A 14991-nucleotide genomic window follows, 5' to 3' on the forward strand; every position below is an offset into this window, starting at 1 on the left:
GGCGGACGCGGCCGCCCGCCGTGCGAGGCCGGCTCAGGCGCAGGACGGCACGTCGTCCAGGGACGGCAGGAACCGGCGCCACTCCGACGCGGACAGCGGATCGCCCAGGCTCGCGCACAGCCGCCGGGCGATCGCGTCGGCGTCGGTCGACCACAGCCGTACGGTGTGGTCCTCGCCGCCCGCCGCGAGCGTCCCGCCGTCCGGGCTGAAGGCGACGGCGTACACGTGCCCCGTGGCCGCCGTCAGCACGGCCCGTGCCTCGGGGGCCCGGGGCTCGGAGACGTCGAACAGCCAGACGGTGGCGTCCGTGCTCCCCGCCGCGAGGGTGGTCCCGTCGCGGCCGAAGGCCACGGAGTACACGTAGTTGGTGAATCCCGTCAGCTCGGGGCCGACCCGCCGGGGCGCGGCGATGTCGCGGGTGTCCCACAGCCGGACCGTACGGTCCGCGCTCCCCGCCGCGAGCAGCCCGCCGTCGGGACTGAAGGCGACCGACCACACATACCCCGTGGGACCGCGCAACGTCACCAGCGGCTCGGCGCGCGACCCGTCCGTGCGCCAGACGCGGACGGCCCGGTCGATGCTGCCCGCGGCCACATGCCGTCCGTCGGGGCTGAACGACACCGACAGCAGCGCGTCCGTGGCCCCGGTGAGCGTGCGCAGCGCCCGCACCCGGTCCGCCCGCCGCACGTCCCACAGGCGTACGGTCGCGTCGTCGGCGCCCGTCACCAGGACCGTGCCCGACGGGGCGAAGGCGAGGGACTCCACCGTGCCGGTGGCGGCCGCACGGAACGGGGCGCCCCGCGGGCTCAGCCCGCCGTCGGGCGTGTAGGCGAAGAGCCGCGCGAGCCCGTCGCCGTAGCCGACCGCGAGAAGCCGCTGCCGGGGCGCGAAGGCCACCGACTGCACGAAGGTGTCGCCGTCCGGCTTCCACGGCCTGCCCACCCGCTCGTGCCGGGCCACGTCCCACAGCTGGAGGTGCAGCGTGCCGACGGCGAGCAGCCGGCTGTCCGGACTGTAGGCGAGGGCGTTGACCCCCTCGGCCGAGGTCAGCACCGGCGAGGGCAGGGACCACAGCCGCGTCACCCCGTCCGCGCAGGCCGTCACCAGCGTCCGCGCGTCGAACCACACCACCGAGGTCACCGCCCCCGGGTGCGGCAGCGTGGCGGTCACATGGCCGGCCGCGCGGTCCCACAGCCGTACGGCGTCGTCGCTGCCGCCGATGGCGAGGACCCCGCTGTCCGGGCCGAACGCCACGGCGTTGACCCAGCTGGTCGCCTCGCCGCCGGCGTCCGGGGCGCGGCGGGGGCGGGTCGGGTCGGACACGTCCCACACCCGGGTGGTGCGGTCCTGGCTGCCGGCCGCGAGGAACCGCCCGTCCGGACTGAACGCCACGCTCAGGGCGGACCCGTCGAACGCCTCCAGCGTGGCCAGGGGACGGGCACCGGACGCGCCGCCCGTACGCCACAGCCGGGCACGCCCGTCCCGGCCCGAGGCCGCGAGCAGCGCCCCGTCCGCGCTGAACGCCACCGCCTGGAGGAAGTCCCCGCCGCCCCGGAACACCACGGGACGCGCCGCCCCGGCCGCCTGCCCGTCGGCCCACAGCCGCGCGGTGCCGTCCGCCCCCGCGGCGGCCAGGCCCCGGCCGCCCGGGACGAACGCCAGCGCGTACACGGTCTCGGCGGACGCACCCGCGAGAGCGGGCAGCGGCCGCGGACGCCGGGGATCGGAGACGTCCCAGCGCCGCAGCAGGCCCTTGCCGCCGCCCGCCACCAGGGTGCGGCCGTCCGGGCTCAACGCCACCGCGAAGACGGCGAGTTCGGCCGAGACGCGCAGCCGGGACAGCCGCTCGGGCCGGGACCGGTCGAGGGTGCTCCACAGCCGGACGGTGCCGTCGGAGGAACCGGCCGCGAGCAGCCGGCGCCCGCTGTCGAGCGCCACGGACTGCACCAGGCCGGTGAACCCGGTCAGCCGGGTGGCGGTCGGGGCCGCCGAGGAGTCCATCAGCCGGGCCCGCGCCTCCTGGGTCGGGGCGGTGCGGTAGGCGGCCAGGGCGAGCTGGGCGCTGACCGCCGGGTCGTGCGCGCCGATCCGGTCGGCCTCGGCGGCCAGTTCCCGCGAGACCGCCTCCGTGCGCGCCCGGTCGGCACGCGAGCGCTGCCCCTCGGCGTACACCGACAGACCGCTGGCCACCAACAGCAGCACCATCGCCGTGGCCAGCAGCTGACGCAGCCTGCGGGTACGGCGCCGGGCCGCGCGCCGCTCCTCGTCCTCGTGCCGCGCCGAGGCCTCCAGGAAGGCCCGCTCACGGGTGTTGACGGCCTCGCGGTGCGCCGCGTCCGCGGCCCACTCGCCGGTCAGCGCCAGCGCCGTGCCCCGCAGCAGCAGCCCCGGGTCACGGCCGGACTCGTCCCAGCCGCGCGCCGCCTCGGTCAGCCGCCGGTGCACACGCAGCCCGGCCCGGTCCGCGCCGATCCACTCCCGCAGCCGCGGCCAGGCGGACAGCAGCGACTCGTGCGAGATCTCCACGGTCTCGCTGTCGGCCGTGACCAGCCGCTGCTCGACGAACGCGGCGAGCACCGCGGCCGGCTCGGCGGGCGGCGCCCCGTCCGGGCCCGCCAGCCCCTCCAGCTCCCGGCGCTGCGCCCGCCGCCGGGTGGGCAGGGTGTCGTCCGTGACATGGACCAGCCGGAGGAAGACCAGCCGGGCGAGCTCCCGCTGTACGTCGGACAGGTCCGCGAACACCGTCTCCGCGGTCCGGGACACCGCGTCGTGGATCCCGCCGCTGGCACGGTAGGCCTCGACGGTCAGGCGGCCCCGCGGGGCGCGCTGCCAGGTGGCGTGCAGGGCGTGGCTGAGCAGGGGCAGGGTGCCCGGGTCGTGGGCCGCGGCGGACTCCTGCGAACCGCTGCCCGAGCGCGGGGCGAGATCCCGCGCCAACAGCTCCACCAGGCCGCTCTCCACCTCCAGACGCGCCTTGCGGGCCGGTCCCGTGATCGCCCGGCGCATCTCCTCGGCGCTCAGCGGGCCCACCACGACCTGATGGTTCTGGAGCGCCTCCGCGAGCCTGGGATACCGCAGCGCCTGCGCGTAGAAGTCGGCCCGCAGTCCGATCACCACCAGGGCGGGCGCGGGCGGCAGCAGCTCCACGAAGCGTCTTCGTACGCTCTCCCGCGCACCCGCGGTGAACAGCTCCTCGAACTGGTCCACCACGACCAGCGGGGCCGGTCCGGCCTCTGCGAGCCGCCGCGTCAGCTCGGCCACGGGATCGCGGCCCGGCGTCATCAGCACGACCGCGCGATCCGCCGCCCCGTCGCGCACCGCCGGAATCAGCCCGGCCCGCAGCAGCGACGACTTCCCCGACCCCGACGGCCCGACCACGGCGAGCAGCCCACCGCCGACGGCACGGCGCGCGAGCGGGACGTGGGGGCCGGTGCCCCGCGCCGACGGGCCCGCGACCGGGTCACCTGTGGTCGGCGGCCGGGCGCCCGCGTCCCCCGCGTCCGGACCACCGTGCGCGTCGCCCGCCGTACGTGAGCCGCCGTCCGTCGCCTCCGTCTCCTCCGTCTGCTCCGTCGGCGGACCTCCGCCCGTCCCGGCCTCCGGCGGCACACCGTCCTCCGCGTCCGCCGCCAGGCTCCGCAGGCGGTCGGCGAGATGGTGGGTCAGGTCCTCACGGCCGAAGAACCAGTCCGCGTGCTCCTCCTCGAAGGCGCGCAGGCCGCGGTAGGGCGACGGCGAGCCGGGGCCGGGACGGCCGGGGGTCATGCGGACGCGGACGAGGGCCTCGTTCCAGCGGCGCAGGACGTCGGGGTCGTCGATGCCGCAGGCGCGCAGGATGCCGGCGAGCAGTTCCGGAGCCCGGACCGGTGGGAGATGACGGCCGGAGAAGTAGTCCCCGGCCGTGCTCGACGCGATGCGAACCGTGCCGGCCACGTCCCGGACCGTCAGCCCCGCCCGTAATCGGGCGGCGGTGAGCAGCCGGCCGAAGTCGGCCGCCGAGGCTATGCCGTCCGGATCCGTGTCGCCGTTGCCTTCCCGCTCGTGGTGCCCGTCCCGCTCGTCCCGGCCCATCGGCATCGCCCCCGGCAGTGTCCAGCCGACAGGGCCCAGGAGCCTGTCCGACTTTGTCCGACCACTGTCGGGGCTGGTCCGGGCTTGGGGCAACGGGCTGTTTTCGGCCCGCCCGACACGCTTTCCTCAAGTGGGGGCCGACGCGCCGCACGGCATGGAGGGGAGCCATCGCCGTGCGGCCGTGGGCCCCCTGCCGTCTGCCGTGACCGCCGTCGCTCAGCCCCACAGGGGGTACGTCTCGACCCGCTCCAGCCGCTCCGGGCGGGTGTCGGTGTAGGTGAGGGTCATCCGTGTGTAGTGCGGCAGGCCGGGCTTCTTCGTCCACTCCCCGGGGCGGTCGAGGCGGACGAGCACCGGATACGAGTGGAAGGTGCCGGCCGCGCAGTACGGCTCGCAGTCGTTGACCACGTTGCGGCCCCGGGCCATCGCCGCGTCCGCGTCCCAGCGCGACCAGGTCAGCGAGGTGAGCCGGCTGTTTCCGTCGCCGCAGGCGAGCATGAAGTCCGCCGGGCGGACCAGGGGCTTCCAGAAGCAGTCGACGAGCACGGGGTCCGCGGCCGCCGGGGTCACGGCCCGTACGGGTGCGGGAGCCGCGGAAGGGGAGGCGGAGGCCGGTGCCATGGCCGCCGCGAAGAGTACGACGGCACCGAGCGCGGCCGCCTTGGTCGTCCTGAGTCCTGGCATGTCCGCTCCCCGCCGTCCGTGCGCGCCTGCCATCAAGACGTTACGACCGCGAACGGGGACGCACCACTGGAACCGGCCAAGGCCGTGTGCGCAGTGGTGCGTCCCCGGTGAGGAGGTGGTGGAGCCGGTGCGGCTAGTCCTTCTCGGTGGCGGTCACGTCCGTGATCGTCCAGCGCTGGTTGGAGCCGGAGTTGGGCTGCCAGGTGGTGACGGCCGCGCCCTCGCCGGTGGCCTGGCCGCCGACCTCCAGCAGACGCCCGGTGGCCGCGTTGACCAGGGTCCAGGTGCCGTCGCCGGTGGTCGACAGGATCCACTCGGCGGCCGCGTCCCGCTCACCGGTGTCGGCCTCGATCACCGGCACGTTGTCGCGGACGGCCAGGCGCTTGCCCTCGGCCGGGTTGCTGAACTCGTAGCGCTGACGGTTGCCGGTCTCGCCGAACCGCCCGGTCAGCTGCCACTGCTGTGCGGTGCTGCCGTTCCCCGTGCCGATGACCAGGTTGGTGCCGTTGGCGGCGACGGTGACGGCCTTGCCGCTCTGCACGCCGGTCAGCGTGTAGTCGTGGCCCTTGCGCAGCAGCGGGGCGTCCTTCGCGACACCGGAGACACCCTTGACGGCGAAGGTGGTCACCGACTGGGCGGGCACGGTGAAGGTGGCCTTGCGGTCGACGACCTTGACCGGCGCCTGCCGGGCCAGCTTGCCGTCGGCGCTGGTGACGACCGGCGTGACGGTCGCGCCCCGGCTGACCTCGCGGAACTTGGACAGGTCCAGGGTGACCGTGCGGGCCTCGGTGGTGCTGTTGACGTGGACGAGCGAGGCGCCCTTGCCGTTCGCGGTCACGGCGGCGGCGCTGGAGGTGTCGTTCGTCTTGATCAGCTTGTCGCCGGGCTTGATGAAGTGCGTGAAGTTGCGCGCGGTGTCGAACTTCGTGTTGGTGTAGATCGGGCAGGTCTCCAGGGTGTCCTTGGAGGTGCAGCTGAAGGGAAGCTGGATGCTGCCCCAGTTGCCGCCCTTGGCGGACTCGCCGCCCGGCTTCATGTTGTCGTAGTCCTCGACCGGCTGCCAGAACACCCAGGCCTTGGGCTCCAGTTCCCGCAGGTCGTCGACGATCCGCTGGGCCAGCCCGAGACCGGGCCGCATGTCGGTGAAGCTCTGCCCGTCGCCCCAGTCGCCCTCGACCTCGCTCATCCACAGCGGCTTGTCCGCCGCCTTGGCCAGGTCGCGCACGGTGGTGCGCTGACCGGTGCCGTAGGTGTGGACGTTCATCTGGTCGACGAGGTCCTTGGACTCCTGGGAGTAGGAGTTCCAGTTCGTCGCGAAGATGGACGGGTTGGTCTCGTCCATCGCCGAGATGTCCGCCTTGACCTTGGCCTTCTTCAGGGCGGGCGCCAGCGCGGCGAGGACCTTCTCCTGGAGCGCGGGACCGATGTGGGCGCCCTCCTGACGGCCGCCGACCGGCTGCCCGTCCGCGCCCAGCCGGGTGCCCCAGTAGTTGGTGTTGGGCTCGTTGAACGGGTCGACGGTGTCGACCTTGATGCCCTCCGCCTTCTCCAGCCGCTTGGTCGCCCCCGCCATGTACGCGGCGAAGTCGTCGACCGACTCCTCCTTGAGCTGGTCGGCGTTGGCGTCGAAGCCGCCCGACACATAGCCGCTGACGGTCATGAACCACGGCGGGGAGTTGCTGAAGGTCTCCCAGTGGGTGATGTCCTTCTTGATGCGGTCCACCCACCAGCGCTGGGTGGCGTCGGCGTCCTTGTTCCAGTCGGCCGGGTCGTCGGCGCTCCACCAGTCGGTGTCCTCGCGGGTGGTGCCCGCGGGCGCCTTCCACCAGCCCTCCACGGCGCCGCCGGCGCGCAGATAGTCCTTGACGTCGGGGGCGTTGCCGCCGCCGATGTTGTACCGGGCTATGTTCAGCGCCAGGCCGTCGTCGCCGAAGAGGAGCTTCGCGAGCTTCTCGCGTATCGCCGGCGGATAGTCGCCGGTGGCGTTGGCGAACCAGACCAGGCTGGTGCCCCAGCCCTCGAACTTCTCCTGCTTGTACGACGGGTCAGGCGTCACGGTGACCGAGGCGGCGGCCTCGGCCTGCGCGGGAACGCTGAGCAGGGCGGCCCCGGTGGCCAGGGCCGTCAGGACGGATGCCCCGAGGAACCGTCTGCTACGGGTACGGCGTGCCATCGTGTGCTCCCAACTGCGGTGGTGGTCGCTGCGGTGGGCCCTCCCGCCGTGGGGGCGGGAGGGACTGCCCTCGGACGGACGGGTGCCGCCCGAGGAGTCGTGGGGTGCGTGTGTGGTGCGGTGGGTCAGACGGACTGGCGCAGGACGGCGACGTCCCGGGGACCGAGCGTGAGGGCGCCGCCGGTGTCGGTGGTGCCGATCAGGACCTCTCCGGCCAGGCCGGAGACCGGCACGGTGTCGTCCGTCCGGTTGACCAGGAACAGGAACCGGCTGTCGGCGCCGCGGCGCACGGTCAGCTCGACGCGGCCCCGGAGGTCCGCGGGCAGTTCGCTGTCCACCCCGGCCGGCCCGAGCAGGCGCGGCAGCAGGGCCGTGAGCCCCGGTACGCCGAGCCGCGTGGAGACGTAGGAGGCGGAACCGGTGCCGCTCGCGCGCCGGGTGACGGCGGGGCGCCCGGCCTGCGTACCGGTGCGGTAGCGGACCAGGACCTCCGTCTCGGCGTCGGTCACGGTGATCCGGTCGGTCCACAGGCTGCCGGTGCTCGCGTCGTCCAGCTCGACGGTGTCCTCGGCGAGCAGCGGGCCGAACTCCTCGATGCGGATGCCGAGCAGATCGCGCAGGGCGCCCGGGTAGCCGCCCAGCCAGATGTGGTCGTTCTCGTCGACGACCGCGGAGAAGTAGGTGGCGATCAGATGGCCGCCCTGCTCGGCGTAGCGCGTGAGCTCCTTGGCCAGGTCGGCGGGGACCATGTGCAGCACGGGCGCGATCAGCACCTGGTGGCGGGAGAGATCGGCGCGGGTGGTGACCAGGTCGGCGCGGATGCCGAGGGCGAGGAGCGCCGAGTACCAGTCGAGCGCCTCCTGGCGGTAGTCCAGCAGGGCGGTGGGGTGGGAGTCCTGCTCACTGGCCCACCACGACTCCCAGTCGTAGATGATCCCGACCCGGGCCGGCTCCCGCTCGCTGCCGGCGACCGGGGCGAGGGTCCTGAGGGTGGCGCCGAGAGCGGCCACCGCGCGGAAGAGCTCGCTGTCGGCACCGGCGTGCGGCACCATCGCCGAGTGGTACTTCTCCGCGCCGGCCACGGACTGCCGCCACTGGAAGAAGCACACCGCGTCGGCGCCGTGCGCCACGTGCAGCAGCGAGTCCCGGGCCAGGTCGCCGGGCCGCTTGGCCACGTTGACCGGCTGCCAGTTGACCGCGCTGGTGGAGTGCTCCATCAGGAACCAGGGCCGCCCGCCCGCGACACCGCTGGTGAGGTTGGCGGAGAAGGACAGCTCGTCGCGGTCCTGGGGGCCGGGGTGGACGTAGTGGTCGTTGGAGACGAAGTCGATCTCCTCGGCCCAGTCCGGGTAGTTCATGCCCTTGGTGCCGTTCATCACCATGAAGTTCGTGGTGACGGGCACGTCCGGGGTGAGCTCGCGCAGGATGTCCCGCTCGGCCCGCAGATAGTCCTTGAGCGCGTCCGAGGAGAAGCGCTTGAAGTCCAGCTGCTGGGTCGGGTTGGGGTGCGCGGCGGCGAGACGGGGCGGCAGGATCTGCTCCCAGTCGCTGTAGCGCTGCGACCAGAAGGCCGTGCCCCAGGCGTGGTTGAGGGCGTCGAGCGTGGTGTAGCGGGCGCGCAGCCAGACGCGGAAGGCGCGGGCCGCGTCGTCGGAGTAGTCGTAGATGTTGTGGCAGCCCAGCTCGTTGGAGACGTGCCAGGCGACCAGCGCGGGGTGGTCGGCGTACCGGGTCGCCATCTCGCGCACCAGGCGCAGGGCGTGCTCGCGGAAGACGGGCGAGGTGGGACGCCAGTGCTGGCGGGCTCCCGGCCACAGCGTCTCGCCGGTCGCGGTGACCGGCAGGATCTCCGGGTGCGCGGTGGTCAGCCAGGGCGGCGGGGAGGCGGTGGCGGTGGCCAGGTCGACGCCTATGCCGCCCGCGTGCAGCAGGTCCATGACCTCGTCGAGCCAGGCGAAGTCCCAGGTGTCCGCGGCCGGCTGGATGCGGGCCCAGGAGAAGATCCCCACGCTGACGACGTTGACGCCGGCCTCGCGCATCAGGCGGACGTCCTCGTCCCACACGTCCCGGGGCCACTGCTCGGGGTTGTAGTCGGCGCCGTACGCGAAACGGGGGGTGGGGTCACCGTCCGGCCCGCCCGAGCGGGACAGGAGGGTGGAGATCATGGCGGTCCTTCCGAAAGGGGGTGCACGGGGCGGCGCGGCCCGGGAGCCGCGCCGCCCGGAGTTCTCTCCTGCTTCCCGACTGCTACTCGACGGTGAAGCCCTGCTCCTTGCCGTACTTGATCGACGCGTCCTGCCAGGCCTTCAGGCCCTGCGCCAGCGTGGTGCTGGAGACATAGGCCTTGCCGACCGTGTCGTTGAAGATCGAGTTGGCGTACTGCTGGAAGGGCAGGTACGACCAGTCGCTCGCGACGTTCGCGGCCGACTCGGCGAAGATCTTGTTCGCCTCCTGGCCGCCGAAGTACTCGAACTTCTTGCTCTGGAACGCGGGGGACTCCAGCTCCGCCTTGGTGGCGGGGAAGGCGCCTTCCGACACACGGGTCGCGACACCGTCACCGGAGTTGGCGTACTCGACGAAGGCGTAGGCGAGTTCCTTGTTCTTGCCCAGCGCGGGCAGCACCAGCGAGCTGCCGCCGTTCTCCGCGCTCGCCTTCTCGCCCTTGGTCCAGGCCGGCATCGGGGCCGCGCGCCAGTCGCCCGCGGCGTTCGGCACACCGGTGGTGAAGTTGGCGGGCATCCAGGCGCCGGTGGTCAGCGTGGCGATGCTGCCGTCACCGAGGCCCTTGTACCAGTCGTCGGTCCAGCCGGTGATCGGGGAGACGAGCTTCTCGTCGATCATCTTCTGCCAGACGGCCTCGTACTTCTTGGCGCCGGCGTCGTCGAAGTTGATGGAGACCTTGGTGCCGTCGACCTTGTAGGGGCGCGAACCGGCCTGCCACAGCATGGAGGTGGTGAAGCCCGCGTCACCGGCGTCGTTGGCGATGAACACCTTGGGGTCGGCCTTGTGCAGCTTGCGGGCCGCCTCCAGGTACTCGTCCCAGGTGGTCGGGACGGCGATCTTGTACTTGTCGAAGACCTTCTTGTTGTAGAACATCGCCATCGGACCGGAGTCCATCGGCAGGCCGTAGACCTTGTCACCGTCGCTGACGGCGTTCCACGGGCCCGGCGTGTACTTCGAGGCGAGCTTGTCGGCGCCGAACGGGGCCAGGTCGGTCAGGCCCTTGGTGAGGGAGTACTGACCGAGCGCGAAGTACTCGATCTGCGCGACGTCGGGCACGCCCTTGCCGGCCGAGATGGCGTTCGACACCGCGGTGTAGTGCTTGTCGCCCGACCGCTCGCTGACGAGGTTGATCTTGACCTTGGGGTACTTCTTCTCGAAGTCGGCGGCGACCGTCTTCAGCGTGGGCTCCCAGGCCCAGACATTGACCGTGCCGCCCTTCTTCAGGGCCGCCTGGATGTCCGCGGCGGAGACCTGCTTCTGCTCGGATCCGCTGTCGTCCGAGCTGCCACAGGCGGTGGCGCCCAGGGCGAGGGCGGAGACGAGGGCGAGGCCGCGCAGGATGCGGCTCGTTGTTCTGCGCATGGAGGTGCTTCCACTTCGTCGTGGGTGGGACAGGTGAGGGTGGGGGTGGTACGGGTGGTGCTCAATCGTGGGGTCTGGGGGCGTCATTCCTTGACGCTTCCCGCGGCGAGTCCGGACTGCCAGTACTTCTGGAGCAGCAGGAACACCGCGATCAGCGGCACGATGGTCAGGAGCGAACCGGTGATCACCAGGTTGAAGATCACGTCACCGCCGATGGTCTGCGCCTGGGCGCTCCAGGAGCTGAGCCCCAGGGTCAGCGGATACCAGTTCGGGTCCTTCAGCATGATCAGCGGAAGGAAGTAGTTGTTCCAGGTGGCGACCGTGGTGAACAGCAGGACCGTCACGATGCCCGGGGCCAGCAGCGGCAGGGAGACCTGGAAGAAGGTCCGCACCTCGCTCGCGCCGTCCATCCGGGCCGCTTCCAGCAGCTCGGTCGGGATCGCCTCGGCCGCGAACACCCACATCAGATACAGACCGAACGGCGAGACCAGCGACGGGATGATCACCGCCCAGGGGGTGTCGGTCAGCCCCATCTTGCTGAACATCAGGAACGTCGGCACCGCGAGGGCCGTACCCGGCACGGCCACCGCGCCGATCACCACGGCGAAGATCGCGCGCTTGCCGGGGAAGTCGAACTTCGCGAGCGCGTAACCGCCCAGGACCGCCAGCAGCGTGGCACCGCCCGCGCCGAGCACCACGTAGAGCAGGGTGTTCAGCAGCCAGCGGCCGAAGATGCCGTCGTGGTAGGTGAAGGTGTCCCGGATGTTGTCCCAGAAGGCGAAGTCGCCCGCGAACCACAGGCCGTTGGAGTCGCCCAGACCCGCCTGGGTCTTGGTGGAGTTGATGACCAGCCAGATCAGCGGGACGACCGTGTAGAGCACCATCAGGGCCATCAGCGCGGTCAGCAGCTTGCTGCGCCTGGGCTTGCCCGGTGTGTGCCTGCGCGGGCTGCGCAGACGCGGGGCGCTCTTGGTGGGAGCGGGGGTGGCGACGGAAGTGGTCATCGGGTCACGCTCCCTTGCGCATGCCGCGCAGCTGCACGACATAGGCGACCACCATCGTGATCACGCCCATGATGATGGCGACGGTCGCGGAGTAGTTGTGCTGCTGGCCGTTGAAGGACAGCGAGTACGTGTAGAAGTTCGGCGTGTAGTCGGTGGTGATGGAGTTCAGCGCCAGCGGACGCAGGATGCTCGGCTCGTTGAAGAGCTGGAAGCTGCCGATGATCGAGAAGATGGTCGCGATCACGATCGCGCCCCGGATCGCGGGCAGCTTGATCGAGGTGATCACCCGCAGCTGACCCGCCCCGTCGATCTCGGCCGCCTCGTACAGCGAGGACGGCACGACGCGCAGCGCCGAGTAGAAGATCAGCATGTTGTAGCCGACGAACTCCCAGGTCACGATGTTGCCGATGGAGGCCAGCACCCAGTCGGGGGAGAGCAGGTTGGGCAGCGTCACGCCGAAGGCGGAGTTGATGTCGCCGACCAGGCCGTACTTCGTGCCGTACATGAAGCCCCACATCAGGGTGGCGACCACCGCGGGCACCGCGTACGGCAGGAAGATCGTGATCCGGAAGAAGCTCTTGCCGTACAGTCGCCCGCTGTCCAGTGCCAGCGCGACCAGCAGGGCGATGCCGAGCATGATCGGCACCTGGATCACCAGGAACAGGCCGACCCGGCCGACCGAGTCCCAGAACTGCTCGTCCTTGAACGCCTGCGTGTAGTTGTCCAGGCCGACGAACTGGTTGCCGCCGATGAGCTGGTTGCGATAGAGGCTCAGGTAGACCGAGTACACGATCGGTGCCAGGAAGACCAGGGCGAAGACGGCCACGAAGGGACCGATGAACCCCCACCCCGTCCAGGAGCGCCGGTCCTTTCGCGCCGGGGGTGGTGCCGACCGCGGCTGGGCGGCCGCCGGCGGTTGCAGCGTCGTCATTGTCGTTCCTCGCTCGTCCACGTCCTGGAACCGGTGGTGCGGATCCGGACGCCCGTCGCGGGTCCAGCGCCACCGCGATGTTTACGCAAACATCAGCCCTTCCGGAAAGGGCGCAAGCTGTTATGTTTACGTAAACATCCGATGGCGGCATGTCTACACTGCCCCGTCGGCGGGGGTCAAGGGTCCTCCGGGGAAACAGTGACGTGAACAGCGGTGAGAGGTGGCTGACGGCGAGTGGAGACGGTGGGAAGAACGCCGACGAACCCGTCGGGCGACGGGCCGAAACGCGTCCGTGGCCGGCTCCGGCGCGGTGGGCGGGCCAGTGCCTCCATGGCGGATGTCGCCCGGCTGGCGGGCGTGTCGTCGCAGACCGTCTCCCGGGTCTCCAACGGTTACGCCGGTGTGAACGAGGAGACCCGCCGCCAGGTCCTCGCCGCCATGAAGGAACTCGGCTACCGGCCCAACAGCGCGGCCCGCGCCCTCAAGCGCGGCGAGTTCCGTACCATAGGTGTGATCACCTTCACCCTGTCCACCACCGGCAACGTGCGCACCCTGGAGGCGATCGCCACCTCCGCCGCGGCCGAGGGGTACGCGGTGACGCTGCTGCCCGTCGCCATGCCGACCCAGGACGAGGTGCGGGGCGCGTTCTCCCGGCTGGAGGAGCTCGCCGTCGACGCGGTCATCGTCATCATGGAGGTCCACCTCCTCGACGCCGCGACCGTCACCCTGCCGCCGCACGTCCAGGTCGTGGTGGTCGACTCCGACGCCGGTGACCGCTACACGGTCGTGGACACCGACCAGCACAGCGGCAGCCGCATCGCCGTCCGCCATCTGCTCGACCTGGGCCACCGGACCGTCTGGCATCTGGGCGGCCCCGAGGACTCGTTCGCCGCCCAGCGACGCACCGACGCCTGGCGCTCCGCCCTGGAGGAGGCCGGCCGCCCCGTGCCGCCCCTCGTGCGCGGCGACTGGTCGGCCGAGTCCGGCTACCGGGTCGGCCTCGAACTCGCCGCCCAGCAGGAGTGCACCGCCGTCTTCGCGGCCAACGACCAGATGGCCCTGGGCCTGCTGCGCGCCCTCCACGAACGCGGCCGACGCGTACCCGAGGACGTCAGCGTCATCGGCTTCGACGACATCCCCGAGGCCGGCTCCTTCCTGCCCCCACTCACCACGCTCCACCAGGACTTCGCCGAGGTGGGACGCCTCTGCGTCGAGGCCGTGCTGCGCAAGATGCGCCAGGTCGGCCCGGAACGGGGCACGACGTTGGTACCGACCCGGCTGGTGGAACGCGCGAGTACGGCGCCGCCGCCGGTGGGGGGTGGCGGGGGAGGGTGACGGCCGGGACCGGACCTTGCGGTCGGCGGGACGTGGCTCGGTGGGTCCGTGGTCGTCGGGGTTCTGTGCAGCGGCCCTGGGCTTGACGGGCGGCCCGCGTCACCGGGCCGACCGTGAGTCAGGGCAGGTGGGAGGTCTCCTCGGGGCGCCGGCCGTGCACCGGGGGTGGGCTCGGGTCGGCGGTCGGCCTGCGCTGCAGACCAGGGGCCGGGCAGCTGCCCGCGTCGGCCGCGGCACCGGTTTGCGGCCGGGCCCGGGGCACGCCCTGGGGACGGGGCCAGCAGCGGAACTCCGCCCCAACGGCTAGGGGCGGGGCCGGCCGTCGCCGCGCGCAGTGCTGAGGGCGTCCCGGGGAGGGCTTCGCCCTACTGGGCCGCTCCTTGCTCCACCGGGCCAACTCCGTTCACCCGGCTACGAGTCGCTCTCACGTCCACCAGCACCCCTGTGGACCCGCTCCCGGATGTCTGTGTGGGGCCGGGGTGCTCGGTGCGTAGGAGCAGGGCGCCGGGGGCGGGCGGTGCTGTGGCCCAGGCCACGTCGGTGACGAGACGGGGGGCATGTCGGAGGGATCGGGGGGCGGGCTACCGTTGCGTGAAGTCTCTCTGTCCCCACCGGAATCAGTTCGGACGGCCCCGGAAGTGCTCGCAGAACTCTCCCCGCTCATCGCCGCGACCTCCCAGTGGCTGACCTGTGCCTACCCGTCGGGCGGCGGCGCGCTCGCCTCCGCGCTGTGCGAGGTGCAGGCACGGCAGGCCGTGACGGTCGCCGCCTGGCTGCGGTACCCCACGCCGATGGACGCCGCCCTGGTCCACATGGCCGGCCCCGGCGGCTCCACCCGGCTGGACTGGCTCACGGGCGGCACGGACGGGCCCGACGCCCAGGACCCGGACGAGCACGCCTGGCGGAGCTGGGTCGACGAGGTCGTGGCGAGCTGGGCGGCCTGTCTGCTCACCGACCCGGACCTGGCCGACCGGGCCGTGGCCGCGATCGCCGAGGGCGGCCGAACCGCCGCCACGGTCGCCGAGTTCCGCCGCCTGACCGCGCCCGACGACACCGACCGCCGGGCGGCCGCCCTGCTGCGCCACCCGGACCTCCTCGCCCCGGTGGCGGATCTGCACCGGGACCAGCTGGTGGAACGGCTGCGGCCGGGGCGGGCGCTCATCGCCTGACGCCTGACGGTGGCGCCCGCCGGAGCCGGGCCGGGAGCG

Annotated in this window: 9 protein-coding genes; 2 read left to right on the forward strand and 7 right to left on the reverse strand. The window is 72.3% G+C overall.

Features of this window, described 5'->3' with window-relative positions:
* Positions 1–33: 33 nt before the first annotated feature.
* From K4B79_RS08570 to K4B79_RS08600, 7 genes are all read right to left on the reverse strand, one after another.
* The gene (locus K4B79_RS08570) at positions 34–4077 is read right to left on the reverse strand and encodes an nSTAND1 domain-containing NTPase (protein WP_232025704.1); all 4044 of its coding nucleotides are present in this window, start codon (positions 4075–4077) and stop codon (positions 34–36) included.
* 210 nt (positions 4078–4287) lie between these two features.
* Positions 4288–4755, reverse strand: coding sequence for a hypothetical protein (locus K4B79_RS08575; RefSeq protein WP_232025705.1), 468 nt, complete (start codon positions 4753–4755; stop codon positions 4288–4290).
* A 133-nt stretch (positions 4756–4888) separates the two neighbouring features.
* On the reverse strand, positions 4889–6928 hold the full coding sequence (locus tag K4B79_RS08580) for an RICIN domain-containing protein (protein WP_232025706.1): 2040 nt from the start codon (positions 6926–6928) through the stop codon (positions 4889–4891).
* A gap of 125 nt (positions 6929–7053) precedes the next feature.
* Positions 7054–9093, reverse strand: coding sequence for a beta-galactosidase (locus tag K4B79_RS08585; protein ID WP_232025707.1), 2040 nt, complete (start codon positions 9091–9093; stop codon positions 7054–7056).
* 82 nt (positions 9094–9175) lie between these two features.
* Entirely contained in the window at positions 9176–10513 is a 1338-nt protein-coding gene (locus tag K4B79_RS08590; RefSeq protein WP_232025708.1) for an ABC transporter substrate-binding protein, read from the reverse strand.
* A gap of 83 nt (positions 10514–10596) precedes the next feature.
* Complete coding sequence (locus K4B79_RS08595) at positions 10597–11517, reverse strand: carbohydrate ABC transporter permease (protein ID WP_232025709.1); 921 nt, start codon at positions 11515–11517, stop codon at positions 10597–10599.
* A 4-nt stretch (positions 11518–11521) separates the two neighbouring features.
* The gene (locus tag K4B79_RS08600; RefSeq protein WP_232025710.1) at positions 11522–12448 is read right to left on the reverse strand and encodes a carbohydrate ABC transporter permease; all 927 of its coding nucleotides are present in this window, start codon (positions 12446–12448) and stop codon (positions 11522–11524) included.
* Between the two features lie 330 nt (positions 12449–12778).
* Here K4B79_RS08600 and K4B79_RS08605 point away from each other — a divergent pair, with 330 nt between their 5' ends.
* Both K4B79_RS08605 and K4B79_RS08610 read left to right on the forward strand, forming a co-directional pair.
* The gene (locus K4B79_RS08605; protein WP_232025711.1) at positions 12779–13783 is read left to right on the forward strand and encodes a LacI family DNA-binding transcriptional regulator; all 1005 of its coding nucleotides are present in this window, start codon (positions 12779–12781) and stop codon (positions 13781–13783) included.
* A 638-nt stretch (positions 13784–14421) separates the two neighbouring features.
* Positions 14422–14952: a hypothetical protein gene (locus tag K4B79_RS08610; protein WP_232025712.1), complete on the forward strand. Its 531-nt coding sequence runs from the start codon at positions 14422–14424 to the stop codon at positions 14950–14952.
* Positions 14953–14991: the final 39 nt, after the last annotated feature.

Origin of the sequence: Streptomyces lincolnensis (assembly GCF_021173675.1) — a bacterium.
GTDB classification, from domain to species: Bacteria; Actinomycetota; Actinomycetes; order Streptomycetales; family Streptomycetaceae; genus Streptomyces; species Streptomyces lincolnensis_B.

Excerpts from the sequence above, each read along its gene's own strand:
- K4B79_RS08600 (WP_232025710.1), bottom strand. The coding sequence starts at position 12,448 with ATGACGACGCTGCAACCGCCGGCGGCCGCCCAGCCGCGGTCGGCACCA.
- K4B79_RS08575 (WP_232025705.1), bottom strand. The coding sequence starts at position 4,755 with ATGCCAGGACTCAGGACGACCAAGGCGGCCGCGCTCGGTGCCGTCGTA.
- K4B79_RS08570 (WP_232025704.1), bottom strand. The coding sequence starts at position 4,077 with ATGCCGATGGGCCGGGACGAGCGGGACGGGCACCACGAGCGGGAAGGC.
- K4B79_RS08590 (WP_232025708.1), bottom strand. The coding sequence starts at position 10,513 with ATGCGCAGAACAACGAGCCGCATCCTGCGCGGCCTCGCCCTCGTCTCC.
- K4B79_RS08595 (WP_232025709.1), bottom strand. The coding sequence starts at position 11,517 with ATGACCACTTCCGTCGCCACCCCCGCTCCCACCAAGAGCGCCCCGCGT.
- K4B79_RS08585 (WP_232025707.1), bottom strand. The coding sequence starts at position 9,093 with ATGATCTCCACCCTCCTGTCCCGCTCGGGCGGGCCGGACGGTGACCCC.
- K4B79_RS08605 (WP_232025711.1), top strand. The coding sequence starts at position 12,779 with ATGGCGGATGTCGCCCGGCTGGCGGGCGTGTCGTCGCAGACCGTCTCC.
- K4B79_RS08580 (WP_232025706.1), bottom strand. The coding sequence starts at position 6,928 with ATGGCACGCCGTACCCGTAGCAGACGGTTCCTCGGGGCATCCGTCCTG.